We start from the raw sequence: 24499 nt of genomic DNA, 5'->3' as shown, positions 1-24499 counted from the left end.
CTGCATGCGTCCCGACAGGTCGGGATGGGAGATCAGCTAGTTGCCGGTTTTATATTAAAACCTATAATGGGTTAGTCTTATGACTAACCCTTTTTTATTTTAAAATTATTTAAAGATAAATTGGTACTACATGCGTCCCGACTGGTCGGGATAGGAGAGTAACTAGTTGCCGGTTTTATATTAAAACCTATAAAGGGTTAGTCTTATGGCTAACCTTTTTTGTTTTTAAACCCTCTTCACTGCAAGCAGTTCATATCTAATACCAAGAGAATTTTACCATTTCTTCCCATATAGAACGCTGATTTTACAGATGCTTCGCAACGCTGATTTTCACGGATTGAACAAGAAATTCGTACAGACAGATGACAATCTGTCTTTGAATTATGAGTGATAAATTATGAAGTATGAATTACTCTTACCGGGGCACGGATGTGTTTTTTTAACGCAAAGACACTCAGAACTGAGACCCGGCTATGGCACGATGATTTTACGGATGCTTTACAACGCTGATTAGCACGGATCGGAATTCATTCGTGAATTATTCGTGTATTCGTGGCAATCGTTTTATTAGTACAATTTTTAAGATAAGCTAATCTTTCAATAATTCTGAGATCTGTTTTTCTCATTATCTTACCAAATGGCAACTTGACTTTAGAAAAAGTAAGACCTTTTCTAAAGTGGACTTCAGAAAAAGTAAGGATGAGGATTTTGTCCCCAAAGTTACCAACCCGGGGAAATAGCTGTTTTTTCAGGTTTGTTAACCGGGGGAGCATTATTTTAGTTTTATCAGATTTTTGAGTTTTCATGAACACCTTTTGTTATTTTCTCTTTTCCTTCCTGACTCTCTCCGGTGTCATTTTCCCACAATTTGAACTTCCTGAAGAAACCAGCGAACTTTTCTCCGGTTCCGGTGTTTGCGTAATGTGCCACACCAGCAACGGAAGCTCGGTACTCACCCATAAAGGAAGGGATGTTTCCCCGGTTACCGGATGGCGATCCTCCATAATGGCAAACTCCTCCAAAGATCCCCTCTGGAGGGCCATGGTAGCAGCGGAGACACTGGAATTCCCGGAACTCTCCCGGGAAATTGAGAGCACGTGCACCCGCTGCCATGCACCCATGGGCTATACTCAGGCAATAAACGATGGCCGGAAGCTTTATACCATGAAAGAGATGAAGGCAGATCCTCTCTCAAATGATGGTGTCTCCTGCACAGTCTGCCATCAGATTCAGCCGGAGAACTTCGGCAAGGAGAGCAGTTTTACCGGCGGATATATCATCACCGGTGCTGCGGAAATTTATGGCCCGTATGAAGATCCCTTCCCTAATCCGATGATTAATCACACCGGATATACGCCGGTACACGGCCCTCACATAGCTGAGTCAGAGTTATGCGGAACCTGCCACACACTTTTTACCCCGGTTGTTGAGAATGGAAAACTGACCAGGAGCACTTTCCCTGAACAGATGACATATCCAGAATGGAAAAACAGTATATATCCCGGAAATGGAATTGAATGCAAAAACTGCCATATGAGCAAAATAGAGGAAGGAATTGATATTGCCAGAATGCCTCCCTGGCATAAAACTTTGCGCTCACCCTTTAGTGAGCATGACTTCAGGGGGGCAAATGCTTATATGGCATCCATTTTAGGGCAAAATGCAGAGAATCTTAATCTGACTGCTTCGCCCGGACTATTCGAAGTCACAAAAGAAAGTGCTCAAAAATTTCTTCAAAAGGGTACGGTTCAACTTTCTCTTGATGCTGAAATGAATGGCACCATGCTGATTGCAAACGTTCAAGTTAAAAATCTGACTGGTCATAAACTCCCCACGGGAATTCCCCTCCGCCGGATATGGATACATCTGAAAGTAAATGATGATGACGGCAGGATTCTGTTCGAATCAGGCAGCTGGGACGAACGGGGTGAAATAACAGGCAAAAATAGGGATTTTGAACCTCATCACCATGTGATAACCTCCGGTGATCAGATACAGATATATGAACCGGTACTGAAGGATTATCTGAATAACAAAACACTTTCGCTTCTGAGCGCATCCGGATATCTCAAAGATAACCGGCTTCCTCCCGCAGGTTTCAGAAGTGATCACGAGTTCTATGATATATTAAAGCCGGTTGGGACCGGTGAAGACAAGGATTTTAACCTGACTACCGCCGGAGTCGAAGGGTCAGGAACTGATATAACAGAATACCGGATTCCGCTAAAAAAAACTAAATCCGTTAAAATTGAAGCAGAAATCTGTTATCAGACTCTGAAACCGGAAATAGCCGAATATATGTTTAGTCATCAACATCCTGATATCGAAGTATTTAAGAAGCTATACTACGAAGAAAAGAATTATCCTGTTATTCTTTCCTCTGCAGTAAAAATGCTGAAACTTGAATAGCGGTATTCAGGAGAAAAAAAAAAATAATTCCGGTTTTATACTAAACCCGGCTACAGTGAAAATTGTCCAATGTCAGAATAACAGAAATGCTTTAACATGAATCGTATTATAGCTCTTTTACTTTGCGGCATATTTACAACGCAGGCTCAGAATTCGCTCCCCACACAAACTTCCAGTCTGTTTTCCGGCTCAGGTAACTGTGTTGCCTGCCATAGCAGTAATGGGACAACAGTGCTTACTCATAATGGGACTGATATTTCACCCGTTACACACTGGCGATCCTCTATCATGGCAAACTCATCAAAGGATCCCTTGTGGAGGGCATTCGTGGCAGCAGAGGGGATCGAGTTTCCCGCGCTGATTAATACGATAGAAACTACCTGCACAAGGTGTCATGCTCCGTTGGGCTGGGCTCAGGCGAAGCACGACGGACAGGAGTTTTTCACGATGGCTCAGATGAAAGCAAGTCCCATGGCAAATGATGGTGTTTCATGCACGTTGTGTCATCAGATAGATCCCGGAAATATGGGGAGTGACAGCAGTTATTCAGGGGGCTATACGATTAAACCCTCCCGGACGATATATGGACCTTATACAAATCCGCTTACCGGGCCTATGATAACCTCCGTTAATTATACTTCCGTATTCAGCCCGCATATAGGCACATCAGAACTTTGTGCGACCTGTCATACTCTTTTCACACCGTATTTTGATTCTCAGAATCAGCCGGCGGGCTATTTCCCGGAGCAGACGCCGTACATTGAATGGAAAAATAGTGTATATAGTCAGGGAGGTGTGCAGTGTCAGACTTGCCATATGCCTTCGATTAGTGACGGGATTGATATATCCACTACCCCGCCATGGCATACCACTCTGAGAAGTCCGTTCTGGAAACATGAGTTTGCCGGAAGCAATCTTTTTATGCTGAACATGCTGAAAGATAACATTACAACCCTTGGTTTAACTGCATCGGCCTCTCACTTTGATACCACAATGATGAGAACTGCTGAAATGACAAAACAGAAATCAGTTTCTTTGAGTCTTCAAAACTTTCAGTCAGGTAGTGAACTTGTCGTAAAAGTCCGGCTGCAGAATCTGGCCGGGCACAAAATTCCCTCAGGAATACCTCTTCGGAGAATGTGGATTCATCTTACAGTTTCGGATCAGAGCGGCAGTGTGATTTTTGAATCCGGGGCATGGGATACATCTGGCGAAATCACAGGGAAAGATTCCATCTTTGAACCTCATCATGATCTTATTACTTCTGAAGATCAGGTTCAGATCTATGAACCGGTGCTCGCCAACAGTGATGGCCAACTGACCTATACATTACTCCGCGCAGCCGGATATATCAAGGATAACCGGCTTCCGCCAGCCGGATTCAGTTCGGGGCATTTATCCTACGATACCGTCAAAATTTACGGAGTCAGTAATGACCTGAATTTTAATATTGATGAAAACGGAACAGAAGGCACTGGGGCTGATATAACTGAGTACCGTATTCCGGTTTCCGTCTCAGGTAATCTGATTGTTTCAGCAGAAGTGTGTTTTCAGACCGTTAAGCCTGAAATAGTACATCACCTCTCACATCTTTCTCATCCTGATATTCAGCAGTTTTTGCAGTTGTATCAGGCGCAGGGTAATCAGCCGGAGATACTTGCACAAACTTCTTCACAACTTCTGGTAACCGGAGCAGATGAAGCAGGCACGTCTGCACAGAGTTTCCGGCTCCTTGGTAACTATCCTAATCCTTTTAACAACCAGACCGTAATTACCTATGAAGTTGGAAATGCAGGACACTTGAAGCTGCTTGTGTATGATGTTATGGGACGGATAATGCTGCTGCTCAAAAATGAATTTCATCAGCCAGGAATGTATGAAGTTGATTTTAGCGGAGAGAATTTACCATCCGGAATATACTTTTATTCACTCGAAGCAGCAGGGACGAGTAAAGTGAAAAAGATGGTGCTGATGAAATAACGACAAATGAATTATGAATATTGAAGTATGAATTGCATTTATTGCATCTTCGTACAGACAGATGACAATCTGTCTTGAGGAATGAATGATGAAGAATGAAAAAATGAAGAATGCTCCTGACTCAATTTTCGTACAAACAGATGACATTCGGTCTTTGAATTATAAGTGATGAATTATGAAGTTTGAATTTCGAATGCCCGGGCACGGATGTGATCTTTTTAGCGTAAAATCGCACAGAGTTGAATCCCTAAATCCTTCAACAATTTCGCGCAAAGGAGCAAAGAAAAAGAACTTTAACGGGTATAATTTTAACGCAGAGGACGCTGAGTTTTCCGCAAAGTATCGCAGAGGTAAACCCGCGCTTTGGACCCACTGATTTAACGGAATCGGACTGTCAAGTCCCGTAAAACTTGACATTTATTCCGGTTTGTTCTATTTTTGTCCCGTCTAAAACAACAAAGTGGAATTTCCATGGGTACCCTCGTTCCTCGATTCCTTGTTCCTCGCACCAAAAATAGATATTTCTCTTATCGAAATTTCTGAAATTGACTCCCGGGATCTATTCTTTATACTGTTAACATTAATCGAATAAACATAACCGGCTAATTAAGGGAACAAACACCATGAAAAGATTTTTATTCTTACGTTACGTAGTTGTATCTATTGTTATCTCGTTATCAAGCACTGGTTTATTTGCTCAATGGGTGCAAACAAACGGACCTTATGGCGGTCAAGTAAATTGCTTTGCTGTGAGCGAGTCAAATCTGTTTGCCGGGACTGAAGGCGGCGGGGTGTTTCTTTCCACAAACAATGGTGCAACCTGGGCTGCTGTCAGTAACGGCTTAACGGATTTTTATATTAAATCTCTTGCTGTGAACGGGACAAACCTTTTTGCCGGGACCTTTAGTGGTGGTGTGTTTCTTTCTACAGACCATGGGTCGAACTGGGTAGCGGTGAATTCCGGTTTAACAGAGCATGAAGTCCTGTGTTTTGCAACGGATGGGGAGAATTTATTTGCCGGAACTCATGGCGGCGGTGTGTTTCTTTCTACGAACAACGGATCAAACTGGACTGCAGTCAATTCTGGTTTAGCGGAAACTGTTGTTCAAACACTTTTAGTAAACGGGACAAATCTCTTTGCTGGTACTCAAGGAGCTGCTGTGTTTCTTTCTACGAACAACGGAAGCAATTGGACAATGGTCAATGAGGGCTTGCCTTCACTTTCCTCAGTAAATTCTTTGACGGTGATCGGAGCGAACCTCTTTGCAAGTATTTGGGGTGGAGGTGTGTTTCTTTCTACGAATAATGGAGCTAATTGGAACAGCGTCAACTCCAACCTGACTAATTCTTATATACATACTCTCTCTGTTAGCGGAACCAACCTCTTTGCCGCGACATGGGGTGGAGGTGTGTTTCTTTCCACTAATAACGGGATAAATTGGACATCAGTCAATTCTGGCTTAAAAAATTATGATGTCAGGTCCCTATCAGTGAACGGAACCAATCTCTTTGCAGGCACTTTAAGCGGCGTGTCCATTTCCACAAACGGTGGGTCAAACTGGGAATCGGTTAACTCCGGATTGACAGATTTTGAAGTTCTGGCTCTTGCGATGAACGGAGATAATCTTTTTGCGGGTACCTGGGGCGGCGGTGTATTTCTTTCTACGGATAACGGTACAAATTGGAGTGAGGTCAATTCCGGATTATCGGAGTATATTGTTCTGTCTCTTGCTATGAATGGCACCAAACTTTTTGCCGGAACTTATGGTGGTGGCGTATTTCTTTCAACGAACAACGGTTCAGATTGGACGGTCGTTAATAATGGTTTGGATAATTCATTTGTTTATTCTTTGGCTGTGGATGGTGACAGACTGTTTGCAGGAACCTGGGGCGGCGGTGTGTTTCTTTCCACGAACAGTGGCACTAACTGGACGGCCGTAAATTCTGGTTTAACAAATTCTAATATTCGGACTTTGACCGTTCATGGAACAAATCTATTTGCCGGGACTTGGAACGGCGAAGTATTTCTTTCTACGAACAACGGGGCAAATTGGACGCTGGTCTTTACCGGAGTAGCTCATTCATTTATCACTTCATTTGCAGTGATTGGGTCAAATTACTTTGTTGGTACTTATGATAGTGGTGTGTTTCTTTCAACCAACAACGGGACAAGTTGGTCTGCTGTTAATAACAGTTTGCCAAATCTTAATGTCCTATCACTTCAAGTAAGCGGGACGAATCTTCTTGCCGGGACTTATGGTGGAGTGTTTCTGTCTACGAACAACGGGACGAGTTGGTCGCAGGTCAATGATGGCTTGCCATACCTTAGTGTGTGGTCTTTAGCTTTCAGTGAAACAAATCTTTTTGCTGGTATATCGGCTGCTGGCGTGTGGAGGAGGCCACTAGCTGAAATTCTAACCTCTGCTGAAGAAAACTCAACTAACTTACCATTAGAGTTTGGTCTAAGCCAGAATTATCCTAATCCTTTTAACAGCCAGACAACAATTAAATACACAGCAGGTAAATCAGGAAACATAAAACTTGCATTGTATGATGTAATGGGCAGCCAGATAGCATTGCTAAAAAATGGCTACCATGAGCCAGGTGAGTATGAAGTCGGCTTTATTGCTGAGGGCTATACCTCTGGTATATACTTTTATATTCTGGAAGCTGATGGACAGAAGATAATGAAGAAGATGATTTACTTGAAATAACGACATTTGCCTTAATAGCCAAAACAAAAACCTTTCCGGGATCGATCATCCCGGAGGGGTTTCCTCAGAAAATTATTGTTTATCGACTGAATTTCAGGATTATATCCTCCATACCACCAGCGCTATCAGCCGGAACCGGGGGAAGTTGCAGTTCACAAGACAATTAAACTTTTAATAGCGCTCATACTAAAAAGTATCAGCCAGACATGAATGTGAATAATTTCTTTAAGTATTCAAAAAAGCTTTCTTGTGCATAGTTTATTTCCGGTGGATATTTCTTTGATTTTGCCACTATTGATTTTTTCTCTAAGTTCAAGAAGTATCTTTTTTATTAATCCGTCGGGCTGATGAATAATCGCCGTATTATAATCAGTTATGAAAGATTCTGAAAAGAGCTTTAAGAGAGAAGTTGAATAGTTATAATCCTAAGGGAAAGCAAATGAAAAAAAATATTCCGTTACTGCTTTTGGTTCTCTCTGTCTCTTTGGTTATGCAGACCTCCTGTTATCTTGATGATCTGTCAATTCATGCAAATCCGCAGGAACCAGGACCGGTACTTTACCTGAAATATCCTTCAGGCGGCGGAATTTTCAATGTTGGTGACACCATTGAAGTTACATGGACTTCCTCAAAACCTGCGGGTCCGTTAAAACTGCGGTTGTTTGAAAAAAGTACAATTATCGATTCAATTTTGAATATTCCTGATCTTGGTTATTATAAATATTATATACCGGTGCATATAGTTCCGTCTCCGAACTGCTACCTCACAATAGAATCGCAGGAGTTTAAGGATGTAAGGGCATCAACCGGCATAAGTTTCAGAATCTCTCCGAATTTTTCAGGAACCTGGGTGCATAATAATTTTAACCAGACTGGTCTGCAGATTTCACTTAATACAGTTTTTAAGAATGACACTCTTTCAGGCAGCGGAACCTTACGCTTTAATTCTCCTGCCGGAACCGGATATGCCAGTTATGAAGAGCCGGTGACCATAGGCGCTTACTCAATACGTTATCCTCTTGTTTTCTTCACTCTGTATTCCCCGACCAGGAAATTTAACTTTGAAGGAAAATATAATAAAGTCTGGAACAGAATATCAGGCAGACTCTTCGAAATCGTTGACAGCGTTTACGGAGTGCTGACAGGGCATTGTGACCTGATTAAACAGGATTGAATTTTTTTATAGTGACAGTGAGGACTGCTCTCAGGTTTTGCACCGGGTGAACTGTTTCTGATGCCACATAAAATCAAGGTAATTTTCTGAGGCAGGCAGCTCTCTCTCTCTGAGCGAGGGGAGGAATAACACAGGAATCTTTGGTAAAAAGGACTGAAATACCCCTTCTGGAAAGCTGCCTTTCTTGGCTGGACTTGTAGCGGGGATTACAGGGAATCCCCTCAATTTTACCCCCATAAACGATGCTCTTTTTGGGATTTACCCCGTTTTTCCAAATTTTAAAATGAGTATCTTGCACCTGTAAATTTCAAGAATTCTAACCAGAAAACCCTGTTGCTCATGAAAATATCTGAACTTCTGACACCTGAATTAATCACAACGGACCTGCCGGTATCTGATAAAAATCAGGTTATAGAAGCAATGCTGAAACTTATTGAGCATGACCCGAGAGTGCTGGATTTCCAGAAAGTGAAGCAATCGGTTTTTGACAGAGAAAAAGTCATGAGTACGGGAGTCGGTAAAAACTTTGCCATTCCGCACGGCAAAACAGATGGAATAAGTGACATTATTATAGCATTCGGAAAATCTGATAATCCGATAAACTACAGTTCTTTAGACGGCCAGCCGGTGTATCTCGTCCTGCTGATGATTGGCAGGGAAAACAGCGTCAGTTTTAATATTAAGATTCTCAGCCGCATCTCCAGAATGATGTCCAATGATCAGTTCCGCGAAAAGCTCCGCCTGGCGGAATCTGCCGCGGAAATAAGAGGGATTTTTGCCGAAGAAGAATCCAAATATTTTGATTTATGAGCAAAACCATTAAAGCAGTCCCGGGGACAAAAGATCTTCTGCCCGATGAAATGGGTGCCTGGTACCGGATTGAAGAATTATCCCGCCGGATTTTCAGCAGATACAATTTTCGTGAAATACGAACCCCGGTTTTTGAATCCACCTCGCTTTTTTCGCGGGGAATAGGGGAAGAAACCGATATTGTCAGCAAAGAGATGTACACTTTCCGTGACAAAGGGGATGACCTACTTACACTAAGGCCGGAAATGACAGCTCCGGTTGTAAGGGCGTTTATCGAGCATTCGATGTTTAACCAGAGTCAGGTTACTAAATTATTCTATTTTGCTCCGATGTTTCGTCAGGAGCGGCCCCAGGCAGGCCGTCTCAGGCAGTTCCACCAGTTTGGTGCTGAAATTCTCGGGAGCAGTTCACCTTTTTCTGACTGTGAAATAATTCTTTCTGCGGCAGGAATTCTGAAAGCAATAGGGTTACAGGATCTTACCATTAAGATTAACTCCCTTGGTTCACCTGCGGCACGTGAGGCATATAAAGAAAAACTGCGTCACTATCTGAATGGCCGGATGAACTCTCTTTCCCCTGAAAGCCAGAAGCGGTTTCACACGAATATCCTCCGGATTTTTGACAGCAAGGAAGAGCAGGACAAGGCAATCATGGCTGAAGCGCCTCTTCTTTATGAGTATCTTGATGAAGAGAGCAGAGCTGAGTTTAATCTCGTGGAGGAAGTGCTTTCTTCGCGGGGAGTATCTTATCAGCCGGATTATCAGCTTGTCCGCGGACTCGATTACTATACTAAAACCACCTTTGAAATCGTTAGCGGAAAAGTCGGCTCTCAGAGCGCACTTTGCGGGGGCGGCAGATACGACAATCTGGTGAGTGATCTGGGCGGACCTGCAATTCCGGGTGTCGGATTCGCTGCCGGAGTTGAAAGAATTCTGCTTGCTGCCAAAAATGAAGGAATCGCTTTTGGCGGGAACAGCCACCCGGATGTATATATTGCAAATCTGAAGCGGGATAACACCGCGGGATCATTCAGAGTGGCGGAAGAACTCCGTGACGAAGGCATATCTGTTGAAATAGATATACTGGGCCGCAGTATGAAAGCTCAGATGAGGGAAGCAAATAAACTGGAAGTGTCATTTGTCGTTATCCTTGGAGGCGATGAGTCAGGGGATGGAAACTGTACGATTAAGAACATGAAAGACAGTTCTCAGGAAATTGTAGCCTTGAATCAAATCGTTAACTTTATTACCAAGAATCTGCATGGCTAAATCAGCAGTTGTTGAAGAGAAGAAAAAGCTCAAATCAAAAGCAGCGGTTAAGTCAAAAAAGCCGCAGGATGACCCGGAAGTCAGGAAATCCACTCTGATTGAGGACAGGAAGCGGCTTGGCAAAACGAATCTTGAATATCTCATTCGCTTTTACTTCAGCTTTGATAAACTGACGGGCAAACAGTATTATATAGTAGAACTGAGCACGTTCCGGCTGTTTTCACAGCTGAATTATTCAATCACCACCAAAGTGAAAAAGCAAAAAGACCAGATTACCATTAGCCTGCTTGGTCTCAGTACTAATAACAGCTACTACACAAACTCATATTCTGCGGTTTCTTTTCTGCGATTCGAGGATTTATTCGGTGATTTTACCGTAAACATTGTCAAACAGGATGGCACTGTGAACAGTGCCCAGGTTGCGTTTAATATATATAACAAAACAATTGAAATCCGTTCAACCAGTTCCGGCAACCAGGGAACTGACAGAATTTTCTGTCAGTTTGAGACGGATATTTCACAATTTACTTTTGGCTGAGGAGTTCCCCTTCTATGTTACCTGAATTATTCAGTATTGGTCCCTTTACGGTTTACAGTTACGGACTCATGCTGGGCATTGCCTTCATAACGGCTAATCTTGTCCTTAATTACGATTATGAAAAACGGGGACTGGATAAGGCATATGCAACTGAAGTTACCCTGATTGCGATTATATTTGGTATTATCGGAAGCAAACTGCTCCACCTGATTGAGAACTGGCATGCGTTTATCAAAGACCCTATTGAGATGGCTTTTTCTCCGGGAGGGCTTACTTTTTATGGCGGTCTGATACTTGCAACCATTGCAATTTTTATTTATACCAGAAAAACACGTATCAATTTTTTTTATGTTGCAGATATAACAGCCCCTGCACTTGCGCTTGCGTATGGAATCGGGAGAATCGGCTGTCATCTTGCAGGTGACGGGGATTATGGTATACCGACCACGCTTCCCTGGGGTACCAATTACGAGAACGGGATTGTAAAACCGGTTGATATGTTTGCCGGTTCAGATATTGCCGCCGGATTTCCGAATGGGTTAGTACCGAATGACACACCTCTGCACCCAACCCCGATTTATGAATTCCTGGCTGCTGCCGCACTGTTTTTCTTTCTGCGCTACCTGCTTAAAAAAGACTGGAGAACCGGCCAGATTTTTGGTATATATCTGATTTTTTCAGGGCTTTTCCGTTTTCTGGTTGAGTTTATCAGGCTTAACCCCCGGTTGGTCTTTGGCCTTTCTGAAGCACAGCTTATCTCCATTGGGTTGATGTTAAGCGGCGCTGCTCTTTTTGTTATGATGAAGACTGCGCCATCACTGAATTCCCTTAATGATCAGTATAAAACAGCTGCTTCTAAAAAGCCAAAAGCTAAAAAAGGAAAATAATGCCAAAATTTTTCGGCAGAAAACCGGTATTAGAACTTCTTAAATCAAAGCAGGATATACTTAAAGTATATTTCCTGAGGGGAATAAAAGGTGATGTTATTGATGAGATTAAGGGAATCGTCATCAGACAAAAACTTCCCTGGCAGGAGTTACAGCAGGATAAATTTAAGAAACTTGCCGGTGATGGAAATCATCAGGGAGTGGTTGCCCTTACTCCGGAAAAACGGCTTCTTGAGGAAGAAGAATGTCTTGAGATGCTGGCTAAGAATCAGGATGAATTAATTATTCTGCTGGACTCAATTCAGGATACCCATAATCTGGGGGCTATACTCAGAACAGCTGAATGTGCCGGAGTTAAGACGGTTATTACCACAAAGTTTAATTCAGCTCCTCTGAATGAAACAGTATCTAAAGTTTCAGCGGGAGCGCTTAATCATCTGCAGATTTGTGCAGTTAGGAATCTGTCTGATTATATAAAAAAACTTAAGGACATCGGTTACTGGATTGGTGCTTCCTCTTTGGAAGAAAGTTTAGATTATTCAGAGCCGGATTATTCCGGTAAAATTGCGTTTATCATGGGGAATGAGGAAAAAGGAGTAAGGCGACTTCTCCTTCAGCTGAGTGATTTCAAGGTAAAGATACCTATGAGGGGTAAGATACAATCGTTAAATGTTTCCGTTGCTGCCGGAATTCTTCTTTTTGAAATTATGAAGAAAAAGGCTGCCGGCAGGCCGCGGGTATAGTAAAATTTAAAAGGAATAAATCATGAGCAGCAGAGCAATTAAACCTGCAATCAGAACAGAAAATATTACCTACGCAGTCCGCGATATCGTGGTGCTTGCAAACCAGGTTGCCAAATCGGGCAAAGAAATGCTTTATCTGAATATCGGCGATCCGAATCTTTATGACTTTGCTCCGCCCAAACACCTGGTTGAAGATACCTATCAGGCAATGCTTAGCAATAAAAACGGCTATGCCCCTTCCTCAGGTATTAAACAGGCGGTTGATGCAATTGAAAAAGAGGCTGAACGCAAAGGCATCAGCAATATTCATGATATATTTATCACACACGGAGCAAGTGAAGCAATTGAAGTTTGCCTGACTGCTCTGGTGAATGATGATGAAAATGTGCTTACCCCCACTCCCGGGTATCCGCTTTATACGGCAATTTCAAGCAAACTGAGAGCCATTGAAAACCCATACTATCTTGATGAGAATAACGGCTGGCAGCCTAATCTTGATGATATCCGTTCCAAGATAAACAGCAAGACACGAGCAATTGTTCTGATTAATCCGAATAATCCTACCGGCTCCTTATATACTGAAGATATTCTGCGGGAAATTATTAAGATTGCTAAAGAGAATAATCTGGTAATTTTTGCCGATGAGATTTACGATAAACTGCTCTATGACGGAAAGCATCACGTCTCAATTGCATCGCTCGATAAGGATGTACCCTGCATTACCTTCGGAGGATTATCAAAGAACTATTTTGTACCCGGTTTCCGTATTGGCTGGGGTATTATCAGCGGTGAAAAAGCGCTTCTTACGGATTATATTGAAGCAATAAACAAAATTCTCCGCGCGCGTCTAAGCGCCAACCATCCTGAACAGCATGGAATTCACTCCGCACTGCTGGGTGATCAGAGTCATATCGGTCTGGCAATGGAAAAACTGACCCGCAGAAGAGATCTGACGGTATCAATGCTGAACAGTATCAAAGGGATTACTTGTGTCGCGCCCGAAGGAGCGTTTTATGCATTTCCGCGGCTGCACACTGATAAACCGGATGCAGACTTTGTCTCGGGACTTATTAAAGAGACGGGAGTAGTTGTTGTGCCCGGAAGCGGATTCGGACAGGTGCCTGGCACGCAGCATTTCAGAGTAGTATTTCTTCCGAATGAAGAAATCCTTGAGAAGGCTTATAAGAGCATAGCAGCTTACTTTGAAAAATTCCAGAATAGTTAATTAAAAAGGACTGACTGCTTATGCAGAAACTGCTGCGTGTTACGGTTATTATTATCATTGTCGCGGTTCTGCTGATCATCCCCGGAATTTTTATTGTCCGATCCATTCTTAAGCAGTCAGTCCCTTCTTACGAGGGGAATATAGATGCTGCGGGGTTAAAAGGGGAGACTACCATCTGGTTTGATTCTCTCGGAGTTCCGTATATAGAAGCACAGGATGAAACCGATGCTGCTTATGCTCTTGGATATCTGCATGCTCAGGAACGGCTTTTTCAAATGGAACTTGGCAGGCGGGCCGGAATGGGAAGACTGAGTGAAGTTATTGGTGAAAAAACACTCCGGTTTGATCAGCTTTTCAGAACGGTTGGCATAGAGCGCACAGCAAAAGAGATACTCTCAAAAACTCCCGATGAAACAAGAAACATGTTTCAGGCGTATGCCGAGGGAGTTAATACGTATCTCCGGCTGAATAAAAACCGGCTTCCGGTTGAGTTTGATATATTGGGATATACACCTGAAGAGTGGCAGCCGCTCCATAGTATTATCATGATGCGAATGATGGCCTGGGAATTGAATATAGCCTGGTGGCAGGATATTTCTCTTACACGTGTTGTAGAGAAAGCCGGTGATCTTAAGCGGAATAATGTTATCCCTTCGTTTCCTGATGATGCACCGCTGGTAAGTTCCCTGAATATTAAGTCAACTAAAAATCATGATTTCGCGTTTTTTGATATTGTAAAAGACTATCGCGAGTTTGCAGGGATACAGGGAAACCAGTCAGGTTCCAATAACTGGGTAGTCTCTCCATCCCGGTCAGCATCGGGCGCGGTAATCCTTGCAAGCGATCCGCATCTGAGTCTGCAGCAGCCGGGTAAATGGTATCTGGCAGTGATCAGAGCAGGTTCACTAAATGTTTCAGGGGTTACTCTTGCCGGAATTCCGGCCGTTGTAATTGGCAAGAACGATTCCATTGCATGGGGTCTTACCAATGTGATGGCGGATGACGCGGATTTTTACTCGGTTCAGTTTACACAGGACAGGAAGGGTTACCTGATTGACGGGGATACTGCGGCAGTTGAAATCATTGATGAAATGATTAAAGTTAAAGACCAGGAGCCTCAGCCGTTCCGTATATATATCACTGAGTTTGGGCCGGTTGTCTCGGCTGTTCATCCACATAACACAGACTCCGCTGAAACCAATTATCTCCGTGAAATTGCAATTAAATGGACGGGGAACGGACTTTCAGATGAGTATTATGCTGCTTATAAAGTAAATAAAGCCCGCAGTCTTGAAGAATTCAAAGAAGCCGTTTCTCATTTCAAAGTTCCGGGGCAAAATTTCGTTTACGGCGATAAAAGCGGAAATATTGCCTATTACAGCGGTGCAGGCATACCTGAAAGGGGAGAAGGTGATCCCCGCATGATTTTGGACGGTACAAGCAGTAAAACCAAATGGCGCGGGTATATACCTTTCCAGATGCTCCCATCTGCTGTTAATCCTTCAAAAGGTTTTATTGCCACTGCAAATAACCGTACTCAGATTACACCTTTTTATATTTCTACTTTATGGGAGCCAAGCAGCAGGATTGAACGCATAAATCTGCTGCTCTCAGAAAAAGAGAAGCACAGTGCTGAAGATTTTATGCGTTACCAGTATGACAGAATATCATTTTACGCTGAAAAGGTAACACCGTATCTGTTGTCCGCTTTTAAGGAAGTAAAAGTTGAGGACCCCAATCTTAAAGAATCGCTTGAGCTTCTTGATGCATGGGATTATTCATTTGAGCCGCTCAGCCAGACACCTGCAGTCTATTCCGTATTTTTATATAAGTTTTATGAAAACACGCTTAAAGATGAGCTTGGTGCTGACCTGCTGAATCAGTATTCCCGCATAGCAAATGTGCCTCTGAAAATAATGTTTCAATTAATCACCAATCCTGAGGCCGCGGTGTTTGATGACATTACAACGCCTAAAATTGAAAAACGGGATGAGATACTGCGTAAAAGTCTTAGTGATGCCCTGAATTTCCTGGAGAACCGTTTTGGCAGTAATCTTGCCGCCTGGCAGTGGGGTGAGTTGCACACGCTCACGCTTCGTCACTTTTTTTCAGGCAATAATGCACTATTGGACAGGTTTATCAATGACGGGCCTCATCCGCTTGGCGGGGATGGAACCACACTTAATCTCTCTGAATATCCTTTTTACCGGTATGATTCATTCGGAGAGGCTAAAGAATTTGAAAACCTTGTCGGACCCTCAATGAGGTTTATCTGCGATTTTTCTCAGCCGGATAATTTCTATTATGCAACCACCGGAGGCCAGAGCGGAAACAGTATGTCAGATCATTATAAGAATCTGACGGCTTTATGGCTTGAGGGGAAATATATACAGGTGAAAACGGATAAAGAATCCTTCTCAAAGAATAAAAAGGTTTTGCGGCTTATTCCGGAGTGATGTTCAGAAAGTTTTTTCTGAGATCACTGCTCCGCCGAGGCAGATATCATTAAGATAAAATACTGCAAACTGCCCTGGGGCGATGCCCTTTTCGCGGCTGTCAATGTGGACGGTATATAAACCATCGGATCCTTCCGAAACCTTTGCTCCGAAGGTACGTGCACCGTGTCTTATTTTTACCCGCAGCGCTTCATCCTTAAGGGCCGCCTGCCAGTCGGGGGAGATGATATTCATATTTTCCATGATAAACATATCCCGTTCTTTTTTTATCAGTTCCTCAGTGCCTGAAACATAGATTATATTATTTTCCGTGTCTTTTCTTACCACGTACCACGGGCCGCCTCCTAATCCAAGACCTGACCGCTGACCAATGGTGTAATAGTAATAACCATTATGATTCCCGAGTTTTCTGCCTGAATTAATATCAATAATATCACCTGGTGCGTCTCCAAGATGATGCCTTATGAAATCACGAAATTTGATCTTCCCGAGAAAACAAATTCCCTGGCTGTCCTTGCGGGACATATTAGGAAGATTGTAACTCTCAGCCATCCGCCTGATCTCCTTTTTGTTGAATGAGCCGATAGGGAACAGTGCTCTTTTTAACTGCTCCTGATTGAGATAGGCAAGAAAATAGGTCTGGTCCTTGACTGCATCAGGTGATGTTTTGAGCAAGGCATAGTTTTCCGCAATCTCTGTCCTGGCATAGTGCCCTGAAGCTACCTTTTCAAAGGAAGGATCAATTTTATCAATGAACTTCCCGAACTTTATCAGACTATTGCAAAAGATATCCGGATTAGGGGTTCTGCCGGCTTTTATCTCCCGTATCGTATACGTTACTACGTGTTCCCAGTATTCACTCTGCATGGTGATCGTCTCAAAAGGTACTCCGGCTTGAAGGCAGACTTCCTTCGCAAACTGGATATCCTCATCCCAGGGGCAGTTACCAAGAAAAGAGAACTCATCCTGAAGCCAGATTTTCAGATAAAAGGCGGTGATTTCGTGTCCTTGGTCTTTCAGAATCCTCAGGGCAACGGAACTATCAACCCCGCCGCTTAATAATACTGCAATTTTCATCTCGAAAAATAACAAACCTGAACTTTATCTCAGTTCCCTGAGCAGGGGAATTAATAGTGCAAAATCCCTGTGGAATAGTTAAAACCGCAATAAAAAGGGTCTTAATATTGCTTTACTGAGTGATTGGGGAATATGTTAAATTTGGGGGCAATAATTTTAGATTTGAGGATAATGAAGGTTACCGAACATTTAGACAGAGCAAAAGAACCTTTTATAAGCTTTGAGATAATCCCTCCCAAGAGGGGCGGAGATATTAAGAGCCTGCTGGCTGTCATTGAAGAGATATCGAAATTCAAACCCCCGTTTATTGATATTACCAGTCATTCAGCGGAAATTGAATATGTTGAAACCAAGACCGGTATCGAAAAACATGTTAAAAGAAAGAGACCGGGTACACTCGGAATCTGCGCGCTGATTCAGAATAAATACAATATTGATGCTGTTCCGCACATACTCTGCAAAAACTTTACCAGGGAAGAAACAGAAGATTTCCTTATTGAACTGAGTTATCTTGGGATTGATAATGTGCTGGCCATAAGAGGGGATGATAACGGATTCCAGAAACCGGTGCCCGCCGGGCGGTCCGCGAACAATTATGCGATTGATCTGGTTGCCCAGATTGCTGCCATGAATTCTGGAAAATTCCTTGAAGACGGACTTCTTGATGCAAAACCGACCAGTTTCTGCATTGGAATCAGCGGATATCCTGAAAAGCACTTCGAAGCACCGAACCTGAAGACTGACATCTTATATACCCGCAAAAAGATCAGCACGGGAGCGGACTACATTGTTACGCAGATGTTTTTTGATAATGCAGTGTATTTTCAATATAGAGATGCATGTGCCGCTGAAGGTGTTAACGTGCCCATCATACCAGGCCTTAAAATCATCACCGCAAAATCACATCTGACAAATATCCCGAGGAACTTCTTTATCAACCTTCCCCCGGATCTGACGGGTGAGGTGATGGAAGCGAAGAACAATGAACACGTAATGGAAATTGGCGTTAACTGGGCAGCTAAACAGGTAATAGACCTGCTTGATAAAGGTGTGCCGAGCATTCATTTTTATATTATGCAGAATGCAAAACCAATCAATCTGCTGATGCAGAAACTTAAATTACATAAACAATATTATTTTATTGCCGGTTAAATGATATTAGATAAAATCAGACGGAAGAAAAAACTGCACTGGGGGGTTGCCGGCTGCGGCAAGTTTACTGAAACCTCCCTGCTTCCTGCACTGAATCTTATCAGGCGGGCGAAACTTGAAGCTGTTTACAGTTCCAATCTTTCCCGCGCAAGATTTATTGCTGAAAAAGCCGGCGCGAAATATGCGACTTCTGATTTTTCCGAATTTCTGAAATCAGGAATTGACGCAGTATATATAGCAGGCGCCAACAGCGATCATTATCACCAGGTGCTGGCAGCCGCCAAAGCCGGGAAACACATACTTTGCGAAAAACCCCTCTCAATCACGTCTGCCGAAGCGGAAGAAATGGTTGATGCCTGCAGGAAGAGCGGCTCTAAACTGGCTATGAGTTATGTATACCGGTTTCATCCGCTGATCACTAAATTAAAAGAACTGGTGGATAATCACGTCATTGGCAGGATTATCAGCATAAGGGCTGAGTGCAATTTTCTTCTTGCGGACAGGGATAACTTCCGTTACAATAAAAAGCTTGCCGGCGGAGGAGCCATTCGTGATGTCGGGACTCACATGATTGATCTGTGCCGCTATATCGGCGGTGAACTTTATCCGTTGAACGCAGTCTCAGATAATTTAGTCTTCAAGGGGGATGTTGAGGACTTCTTCGCGGGAACGCTCAGAACGCAGGGGGGAGGATATACATTCTTTCAAGTGTCCTATTCAACTCCCAAGGCGTCAAACAGGATCGAAGTTATCGGAAGCAAGGGGACCATCTATATTGATAATCTTGTCGCATCCCGGTTTGCTTCAGCCAAGATGACCATCCTTATTGACGGCGAGGTGAAAAAAGCTTTCAGAAAAAGAGCGAATAAATTCCTTCGTCTTTTTAAGAGTGTTAACGATTCATTTCTAAGAGGAGAAGAACCGCTTGTGACCGGTACGGATGGTCTGGTTAATATGAAATTAATGGAACAACTTGAGCAGTTATGTCCCCCGCAGCTGAAATAATCCGTATAGGAAAACTTCTTCAGCAGGCAGGGATGGTCGCTGCAACAGACGGTAATATTTCAGTCCGGGCGGATGCCTACTCATTTTACATTACTGCTTCGGGAGTGCGCAAAGATTCTCTGACGGAGAATGATATAAGTAAACTTGATCTTGACTGCAATCCCGTAACTCATAGCAACAAACCTTCAACTGAATCCAAGATACATGCAGCGTTATATAGAGCAAGGCCTGATATCGGAGCAGTTGTGCACGCTCATCCGGTTCATGCAACTGCATTTTCCGCATCACCGCACTCACTTGATCAGCCCGTTTTTCCGGAAGTGGTTCTTTCCTTAGGCAGGATACCTCTGTGTAAATATGCAACTCCTTCCACAGCAGACCTGCCCGCAAGTCTTGATCCATATATTGAGTTTGCAACCGTTTTTCTCCTTCAAAACCATGGGGCAGTAGCAACGGGAAAAACTCTTGAGCAAGCCTTTAACAGAATGGATAAACTTGAGCATTATGCAAAGATGATGAGTATTCTCATCACCACGGGCGGATTTCATCAGCTTAAAAGGAAAAAGCTTAAAGAACTCTATGCAATAGCAGAAAAAATTTACGGCATTACGCTTCACCCAAAGAACAGGTTTTTATAATTGAGAATACTGGTTATCAGCGGCGGTTCTTCAGAAGAAAGAGAAATTTCCAAGCGGACATCTGCCGCGGTTTATTCAACTTTGCTGAACGGGGGACATCAGGTTACCCTTTTTGATCCAGCTCTCGCTTCACCTTTTGTCAAAAATGTTCAGCCTTATTTCGAAACTGCTATAGCTGAGGAATACAGCGCGACGAATTTTATTCATTCAGTTGAATCACTGAATAAAAGTGAATATGACATCGCCTTTATTGGTTTACACGGACATAACGGTGAGGATGGTGTTATTCAGTCTCTACTCGAATTAAAGCAGATTCCATATACAGGCTCGGGCGTAATGGCTTCAGCGCTATCTATGGATAAACATATAGCAAAGTCTGTGATGCACAGTGTTGCCGGTGTTGATGTGCCGAAGGGTTTTTGTATCTCCTCTCGTAATACCTCAGCGGATATCCTGAAATTAGCTGATGAAATAATCGGGTACCCGGTTGTGGTTAAACCTAACGATCAGGGATCAACGGTTGGATTGACCATCTGTAAAAGTCCCGCTGAACTTCATAAGGCCTTTGAACTGGCCGGGAAGTTTTCAACAAAGGTTTTGTTTGAGGAGTTTATTCCCGGGCGCGAACTAACCGTTGGAGTGGTTGAAGGCTGGGAACTGCCTGTGGTAGAAATTAAGCCTAAACACGACCTATACGATTATGAGTGTAAATATACGCAGGGAATGACAGATTACTTTTGTCCGGCTGATTTACCTGAAGCACTTGCCGCGAAAATTGTTGAAGCAGGCAATAAAGCTTTTCATGCACTCGGATGCGAAGGATACGGAAGGGCCGATTTCAGATTAACTCCCGATGGAAGATTTTCCTGCCTTGAAATGAATTCACTTCCTGGTATGACAGCCACAAGTCTCCTGCCTAAAATGGCACAGGCCAAAGGATATTCCTTTTTAGAATTGATAGAGCAGATAATAAAAGTCAGTCTGAAATGAAAAGTGTTGCAGCCCTTATTTATCTTTCCATTATTCTGATATTTTCCGGAATAATTCTCTTCTGGGATAAAGGATATATTGATTATTCTGCTGCCTCCTCCCGGAATGACTCACTGTATGCTGTTCTTGATTCCGTTGAACAGGCCAACATTCTTCTTGAAGCCGAAATAGATTCGGTCGAAAAAAAGATTCCTTTTAAGATGGAAAAAATTGCCCGCGAGAAATACTCCATGCTGAAGCCGGGGGAACAGCTTCTTATTATAAAGAGCGAAAAATAGTAAAGATATGGCTGATCAGATAAGGCAGCCGCTTCCTGAAAGGCTCCGCCCCGATTCATTAAATCTCATTGCCGGCCAGCAGCATCTTCTGGGAGAAGGAAAACCGCTACGGATGCTTTTTGAAAGCGGAAAACTATATTCGTTTATTCTTTGGGGACCTCCCGGCACCGGTAAAACCACCATCGCCAAACTTGCTGCCGCTTCATCCGGATATATATTCTATCAGCTTAACGCGGTTTCCTCCGGTGTAAAGGATATACGTGATATTCTTGAAAAAGCTGTTGATAACCGCCGGCAGGGTAAGGGCACAATTCTGTTTATTGATGAGATTCACCGTTTTAATAAAGCCCAGCAGGATGCTCTTCTGAATCCTGTTGAGCAGGGGATCATTATACTGATTGGCGCAACTACCGAAAATCCTTCGTTTGAGGTTATTCCCGCGCTCCGTTCCCGGATGCGAATTTTTATGCTTCATAGTCTGAGTGAAGAAGAACTACGTTTCATTCTTCACCGCGCTGTAAAAGAAGATTCCCTGATAACCGGAAATAAGATTACGCTTGCTGATGAAGATTATCTTTTGTTTGTATCAGGAGGGGATGCAAGAACATTGCTGAATCTTCTTGAATCATCCGCTGAGTATGCAGTACATGAAGGTAAAACAGAAATTACACAGCAGATTATCGAGAATGTTCTTCAGCAGAAGAATACGCTGTATGATAAGAGCGGTGAGGGGCATTACAATCTGATTTCTGCTTTCATTAAAAGTATGCGGGGGAGTGATCCTGATGCAGCACTCTACTGGATGGCAAGAATGATTGAAGGGGGAGAAGATCCGCTTTTTATTGCACGCAGGATGATTGTATTTGCATCAGAAGATATCGGCAATGCATCACCGAGTGCACTGCTTTTGGCGGTTGCTTGTTTTCAGGCGCTTGAAAAAATCGGAATGCCTGAGGGAAGAATAGTCATGGCGCAAACTGTTACCTATCTTGCCTCGGCTTCAAAATCAAATGCCTCTTATCTTGGTATCGAAAAAGCAGCAGAGTCTGTACGGAGAACCGGAGATAAACCGGTACCGTTTCATTTAAGGAATGGCGTAACACAGTATATGAAAAGCGAAGGATACGGCAAGGGATACCGCTATCCTCATGATTTCCCTAATGGATTTATTTTAGAGGATTATCTGCCCAAAGATCTGATCGGAAGTCAGTTTTATTTTCCGAAAGAGGAGGGGCAGGAAAAGTCCCTTAAAGACCGTCTGAAAGCCTTATGGAAAGGGAAGAAGAGGTATGAGTGAGAATGTATTGCAGTATGTATTCAAGGACAATAAAGACAACAAGGACTGCAACGACATTAGGGATAACAACGGTGAGATACTTGGCTCTTTAAAGACAATTTTTCATTTTTAATTCTTCATTCTTCATTTATCAGAAAGAAGTTATAAAGTTCTTTCCCGGCAGTTGTTTGACTGCACCTTTGAACTCCAACTGAAGCAGATGGGTAAGAGCATCGTATGTGCTCATGCCTGCAAGTTTAGAGATACTGTCTATATGTACCGGATTCTCTTTGTTCAGTAGTGAGATAATTTTTTCTTCAAAAATATTCAGATTAAAAATTTCAGGCGGGGGAGAGGAAATGCTTTTTTCTCCTGCTTCTATTCTCAGTTCAGATATAACATCATCAGCAGAAGTTACCAGTTTAGCTCCGCTGTTTTGAATGAGATAATTTGGCCCTTCAGATTGTTTTACACCAATGTTTCCCGGTATTGCAAAAACTTCCCTGCCGCTGTCAAGAGCAAGTTTAGCGGTATGAATTGCACCTCCTTCTATTCCTGATTCAACTACAATTGTACCGAGCGACATACCGGCAATGATTCTGTTTCGTTTGGGGAAATTGATACCGTCCGGTTTTGTACCGGGTTCGAATTCAGAAAGGAGCAGACCGTTTTTTGTTATTTCATAAGCAAGGTCGGCATTTTCTGGCGGGTAGATCACATCAACTCCGCTGCCGAGGATGGCTAGAGTCCTTGCACCTGCTGAGAGAGCTCCGCGGTGAGCAATAGAATCAATGCCCCGTGCCATTCCGGAGATAATCGTGATATTCTTCTGGGCAAGGATAACTGCCATACGTTCCGCCTGATTCTTGCCGTATTGAGTTGGTGTTCTTGTTCCCACAATAGCCACCGGGTTTACTTCCTGATTAAGGAGGGCTCCTTTATAATAAAGAATAACAGGGGGATCAGAGATGTTTTTTAGCAGATATGGATATTCGTCATCCCAGAGAGTGAGAAGACCGATATCTTTTCTGTGGCAGGTATCAATCAGTTTTTGTGTTGTTTGTGTGAATACATCAATGCCCTTTGCTGCAAGATTGATTCGCGAAGCCAGAAGAGGACCTATACCTTCAGAAGCTGCAAGGGAGTTAACGGAGGAATCTAAAATTTGTGAGGGGGAACGAAATTTACTGACAAGCGATGCAATTTTTTTTGAGCCAACTCCCTCCACCGAAAGAAGAAGGCGCAGTGCTGAGAGTTCCCTGATTTCCTGGCCGAACACGCTGCTTATTACCCCTCTACATCAACTGAGTCAACGATTCCGACAATAATAGTATTTACAGGTGCTTTATTATGTCCCAGAATTTGCTGAACTGCATCTCCCTCCTGCGTAACCAGAACAGTTTCACCTGCTCCGGCTCCTGTCAGATCAATAGCGACTATTTCAGATGAAGAGAGATATTCCCCAGAAAGATCAACCGGCTGCACAATCAGAAGTTTATGTCCCACCAGGTGGGAGTCCTTCTGGGTTGCAACAATGTTTCCTTTAACTTTTGCCAGTATCAATTTTTGACTCGTCTGCTTTAGCAGAATTCCTGTCACGGTAGAGAATTGAAAGCGGAAGCAAAATGATATATGCAACAAATAATATAATCGGAGCGTAAACCAGTCCGGTCACATTATCCCAAGGACCAATGGACATTACATAAAAACCAATGATTATCAGGAGGACTGCAGCGCTGAAGAATATATAATTCGTTTTTGTCCAGTAAATACTGAACGGTGACTGAATAACGCGCTTAGCTGATTTAACTGAAGTACTTTTTTTTGTTTTTGCCATTCTTGCTCCATAAAATAATAAAGCCCAGCGCTGGGGGATACA

Annotated in this window: 22 protein-coding genes; 17 read left to right on the top strand and 5 right to left on the bottom strand. The window is 43.1% G+C overall.

Going from position 1 to position 24499, the window contains the following annotated elements:
* Positions 1 to 527: 527 nt before the first annotated feature.
* A complete protein-coding gene (locus HRU80_13315) occupies positions 528 to 806 on the bottom strand; it encodes a hypothetical protein (protein ID QOJ29800.1) in 279 nt (92 codons plus the stop codon).
* Here HRU80_13315 and HRU80_13310 point away from each other — a divergent pair.
* The 11 genes from HRU80_13310 to HRU80_13260 all read left to right on the top strand — a co-directional run bounded on the left by HRU80_13310 (position 805) and on the right by HRU80_13260 (position 16204).
* Positions 805 to 2409 carry a hypothetical protein gene (locus HRU80_13310; protein ID QOJ29799.1) on the top strand — a complete coding sequence of 535 codons (1605 nt, stop codon included), beginning with the start codon at positions 805 to 807 and terminating at the stop codon, positions 2407 to 2409. The genes HRU80_13315 and HRU80_13310 overlap by 2 nt on opposite strands.
* A gap of 96 nt (positions 2410 to 2505) precedes the next feature.
* The gene (locus HRU80_13305; GenBank protein QOJ29798.1) at positions 2506 to 4389 is read left to right on the top strand and encodes a T9SS type A sorting domain-containing protein; all 1884 of its coding nucleotides are present in this window, start codon (positions 2506 to 2508) and stop codon (positions 4387 to 4389) included.
* Between the two features lie 623 nt (positions 4390 to 5012).
* Positions 5013 to 7103, top strand: coding sequence for a T9SS type A sorting domain-containing protein (locus tag HRU80_13300; GenBank protein QOJ29797.1), 2091 nt, complete (start codon positions 5013 to 5015; stop codon positions 7101 to 7103).
* A 439-nt stretch (positions 7104 to 7542) separates the two neighbouring features.
* A complete protein-coding gene (locus HRU80_13295; protein QOJ29796.1) occupies positions 7543 to 8277 on the top strand; it encodes a hypothetical protein in 735 nt (244 codons plus the stop codon).
* A gap of 339 nt (positions 8278 to 8616) precedes the next feature.
* Positions 8617 to 9087 carry a PTS sugar transporter subunit IIA gene (locus HRU80_13290; protein ID QOJ29795.1) on the top strand — a complete coding sequence of 157 codons (471 nt, stop codon included), beginning with the start codon at positions 8617 to 8619 and terminating at the stop codon, positions 9085 to 9087.
* Positions 9084 to 10355 carry a histidine--tRNA ligase gene (locus tag HRU80_13285; GenBank protein ID QOJ29794.1) on the top strand — a complete coding sequence of 424 codons (1272 nt, stop codon included), beginning with the start codon at positions 9084 to 9086 and terminating at the stop codon, positions 10353 to 10355. Before HRU80_13290 ends, HRU80_13285 begins: the two co-directional genes overlap by 4 nt.
* Positions 10348 to 10893, top strand: a complete 546-nt coding sequence (locus HRU80_13280) for a hypothetical protein (GenBank protein ID QOJ29793.1) — start codon at positions 10348 to 10350, stop codon at positions 10891 to 10893. The genes HRU80_13285 and HRU80_13280 overlap by 8 nt, the downstream gene beginning before the upstream one ends.
* A gap of 14 nt (positions 10894 to 10907) precedes the next feature.
* On the top strand, positions 10908 to 11780 hold the full coding sequence (lgt, locus tag HRU80_13275; protein QOJ29792.1) for a prolipoprotein diacylglyceryl transferase: 873 nt from the start codon (positions 10908 to 10910) through the stop codon (positions 11778 to 11780).
* The gene (gene rlmB, locus HRU80_13270) at positions 11780 to 12523 is read left to right on the top strand and encodes a 23S rRNA (guanosine(2251)-2'-O)-methyltransferase RlmB (protein QOJ29791.1); all 744 of its coding nucleotides are present in this window, start codon (positions 11780 to 11782) and stop codon (positions 12521 to 12523) included. Before lgt ends, rlmB begins: the two co-directional genes overlap by 1 nt.
* Positions 12524 to 12545: 22 nt before the next feature.
* Positions 12546 to 13748: an aminotransferase class I/II-fold pyridoxal phosphate-dependent enzyme gene (locus tag HRU80_13265; protein QOJ29790.1), complete on the top strand. Its 1203-nt coding sequence runs from the start codon at positions 12546 to 12548 to the stop codon at positions 13746 to 13748.
* A 20-nt stretch (positions 13749 to 13768) separates the two neighbouring features.
* Complete coding sequence (locus HRU80_13260) at positions 13769 to 16204, top strand: penicillin acylase family protein (GenBank protein ID QOJ29789.1); 2436 nt, start codon at positions 13769 to 13771, stop codon at positions 16202 to 16204.
* 3 nt (positions 16205 to 16207) lie between these two features.
* Here the strand turns inward: HRU80_13260 and mnmA are convergent, their stop codons facing one another.
* The gene (gene mnmA, locus HRU80_13255; protein ID QOJ29788.1) at positions 16208 to 17281 is read right to left on the bottom strand and encodes a tRNA 2-thiouridine(34) synthase MnmA; all 1074 of its coding nucleotides are present in this window, start codon (positions 17279 to 17281) and stop codon (positions 16208 to 16210) included.
* Positions 17282 to 17452: 171 nt separating this feature from the next.
* On the opposite strand from mnmA, the gene HRU80_13250 reads away from it, so the two are divergent.
* The 6 genes from HRU80_13250 to HRU80_13225 are packed head-to-tail and all read left to right on the top strand — an operon-like array spanning position 17453 to position 22641.
* Complete coding sequence (locus tag HRU80_13250; protein ID QOJ29787.1) at positions 17453 to 18433, top strand: methylenetetrahydrofolate reductase; 981 nt, start codon at positions 17453 to 17455, stop codon at positions 18431 to 18433.
* Positions 18434 to 19438, top strand: a complete 1005-nt coding sequence (locus tag HRU80_13245; protein ID QOJ29786.1) for a Gfo/Idh/MocA family oxidoreductase — start codon at positions 18434 to 18436, stop codon at positions 19436 to 19438.
* Positions 19417 to 20076, top strand: a complete 660-nt coding sequence (locus tag HRU80_13240) for a class II aldolase/adducin family protein (protein ID QOJ29785.1) — start codon at positions 19417 to 19419, stop codon at positions 20074 to 20076. Before HRU80_13245 ends, HRU80_13240 begins: the two co-directional genes overlap by 22 nt.
* Positions 20077 to 21066: a D-alanine--D-alanine ligase gene (locus HRU80_13235; GenBank protein QOJ29784.1), complete on the top strand. Its 990-nt coding sequence runs from the start codon at positions 20077 to 20079 to the stop codon at positions 21064 to 21066.
* Positions 21063 to 21344 (top strand): septum formation initiator family protein, encoded by a 282-nt coding sequence (locus HRU80_13230; GenBank protein ID QOJ29783.1) that lies wholly within the window; start codon positions 21063 to 21065, stop codon positions 21342 to 21344. Before HRU80_13235 ends, HRU80_13230 begins: the two co-directional genes overlap by 4 nt.
* A 7-nt stretch (positions 21345 to 21351) precedes the next feature.
* Positions 21352 to 22641 (top strand): replication-associated recombination protein A, encoded by a 1290-nt coding sequence (locus HRU80_13225; GenBank protein ID QOJ29782.1) that lies wholly within the window; start codon positions 21352 to 21354, stop codon positions 22639 to 22641.
* A 130-nt stretch (positions 22642 to 22771) separates the two neighbouring features.
* On the opposite strand, the gene dprA is transcribed toward HRU80_13225, so the two are convergent.
* From dprA to HRU80_13210, 3 genes are read right to left on the bottom strand one after another with little or no spacing between them, the layout of a single operon-like run.
* Positions 22772 to 23899, bottom strand: a complete 1128-nt coding sequence (gene dprA, locus HRU80_13220; GenBank protein QOJ29781.1) for a DNA-protecting protein DprA — start codon at positions 23897 to 23899, stop codon at positions 22772 to 22774.
* Positions 23900 to 23907: 8 nt separating this feature from the next.
* Positions 23908 to 24183 (bottom strand): EutN/CcmL family microcompartment protein, encoded by a 276-nt coding sequence (locus tag HRU80_13215; GenBank protein QOJ29780.1) that lies wholly within the window; start codon positions 24181 to 24183, stop codon positions 23908 to 23910.
* Positions 24164 to 24457, bottom strand: coding sequence for a hypothetical protein (locus HRU80_13210; GenBank protein QOJ29779.1), 294 nt, complete (start codon positions 24455 to 24457; stop codon positions 24164 to 24166). The genes HRU80_13215 and HRU80_13210 overlap by 20 nt, the downstream gene beginning before the upstream one ends.
* Positions 24458 to 24499: the final 42 nt, after the last annotated feature.

This window comes from Ignavibacteriales bacterium (assembly GCA_015709675.1).
GTDB lineage: Bacteria > Bacteroidota > Ignavibacteria > Ignavibacteriales > Ignavibacteriaceae > H2-BAC3.
This window is presented reverse-complemented; position numbering and strand designations above follow the sequence as displayed.

Bases quoted from the DNA above. Each gene is read 5' to 3' on its own strand.
- HRU80_13290 (QOJ29795.1), top strand. From the start codon at position 8,617: ATGAAAATATCTGAACTTCTGACACCTGAATTAATCACAACGGACCTG.
- lgt (QOJ29792.1), top strand. From the start codon at position 10,908: ATGTTACCTGAATTATTCAGTATTGGTCCCTTTACGGTTTACAGTTAC.
- HRU80_13250 (QOJ29787.1), top strand. From the start codon at position 17,453: ATGAAGGTTACCGAACATTTAGACAGAGCAAAAGAACCTTTTATAAGC.
- HRU80_13305 (QOJ29798.1), top strand. From the start codon at position 2,506: ATGAATCGTATTATAGCTCTTTTACTTTGCGGCATATTTACAACGCAG.
- rlmB (QOJ29791.1), top strand. From the start codon at position 11,780: ATGCCAAAATTTTTCGGCAGAAAACCGGTATTAGAACTTCTTAAATCA.
- HRU80_13225 (QOJ29782.1), top strand. From the start codon at position 21,352: ATGGCTGATCAGATAAGGCAGCCGCTTCCTGAAAGGCTCCGCCCCGAT.
- HRU80_13285 (QOJ29794.1), top strand. From the start codon at position 9,084: ATGAGCAAAACCATTAAAGCAGTCCCGGGGACAAAAGATCTTCTGCCC.
- HRU80_13210 (QOJ29779.1), bottom strand. From the start codon at position 24,457: ATGGCAAAAACAAAAAAAAGTACTTCAGTTAAATCAGCTAAGCGCGTT.
- HRU80_13230 (QOJ29783.1), top strand. From the start codon at position 21,063: ATGAAAAGTGTTGCAGCCCTTATTTATCTTTCCATTATTCTGATATTT.
- HRU80_13245 (QOJ29786.1), top strand. From the start codon at position 18,434: ATGATATTAGATAAAATCAGACGGAAGAAAAAACTGCACTGGGGGGTT.
- HRU80_13295 (QOJ29796.1), top strand. From the start codon at position 7,543: ATGAAAAAAAATATTCCGTTACTGCTTTTGGTTCTCTCTGTCTCTTTG.
- HRU80_13310 (QOJ29799.1), top strand. From the start codon at position 805: ATGAACACCTTTTGTTATTTTCTCTTTTCCTTCCTGACTCTCTCCGGT.
- HRU80_13265 (QOJ29790.1), top strand. From the start codon at position 12,546: ATGAGCAGCAGAGCAATTAAACCTGCAATCAGAACAGAAAATATTACC.
- HRU80_13300 (QOJ29797.1), top strand. From the start codon at position 5,013: ATGAAAAGATTTTTATTCTTACGTTACGTAGTTGTATCTATTGTTATC.
- HRU80_13240 (QOJ29785.1), top strand. From the start codon at position 19,417: ATGTCCCCCGCAGCTGAAATAATCCGTATAGGAAAACTTCTTCAGCAG.
- HRU80_13315 (QOJ29800.1), bottom strand. From the start codon at position 806: ATGAAAACTCAAAAATCTGATAAAACTAAAATAATGCTCCCCCGGTTA.
- HRU80_13280 (QOJ29793.1), top strand. From the start codon at position 10,348: ATGGCTAAATCAGCAGTTGTTGAAGAGAAGAAAAAGCTCAAATCAAAA.
- HRU80_13260 (QOJ29789.1), top strand. From the start codon at position 13,769: ATGCAGAAACTGCTGCGTGTTACGGTTATTATTATCATTGTCGCGGTT.
- mnmA (QOJ29788.1), bottom strand. From the start codon at position 17,281: ATGAAAATTGCAGTATTATTAAGCGGCGGGGTTGATAGTTCCGTTGCC.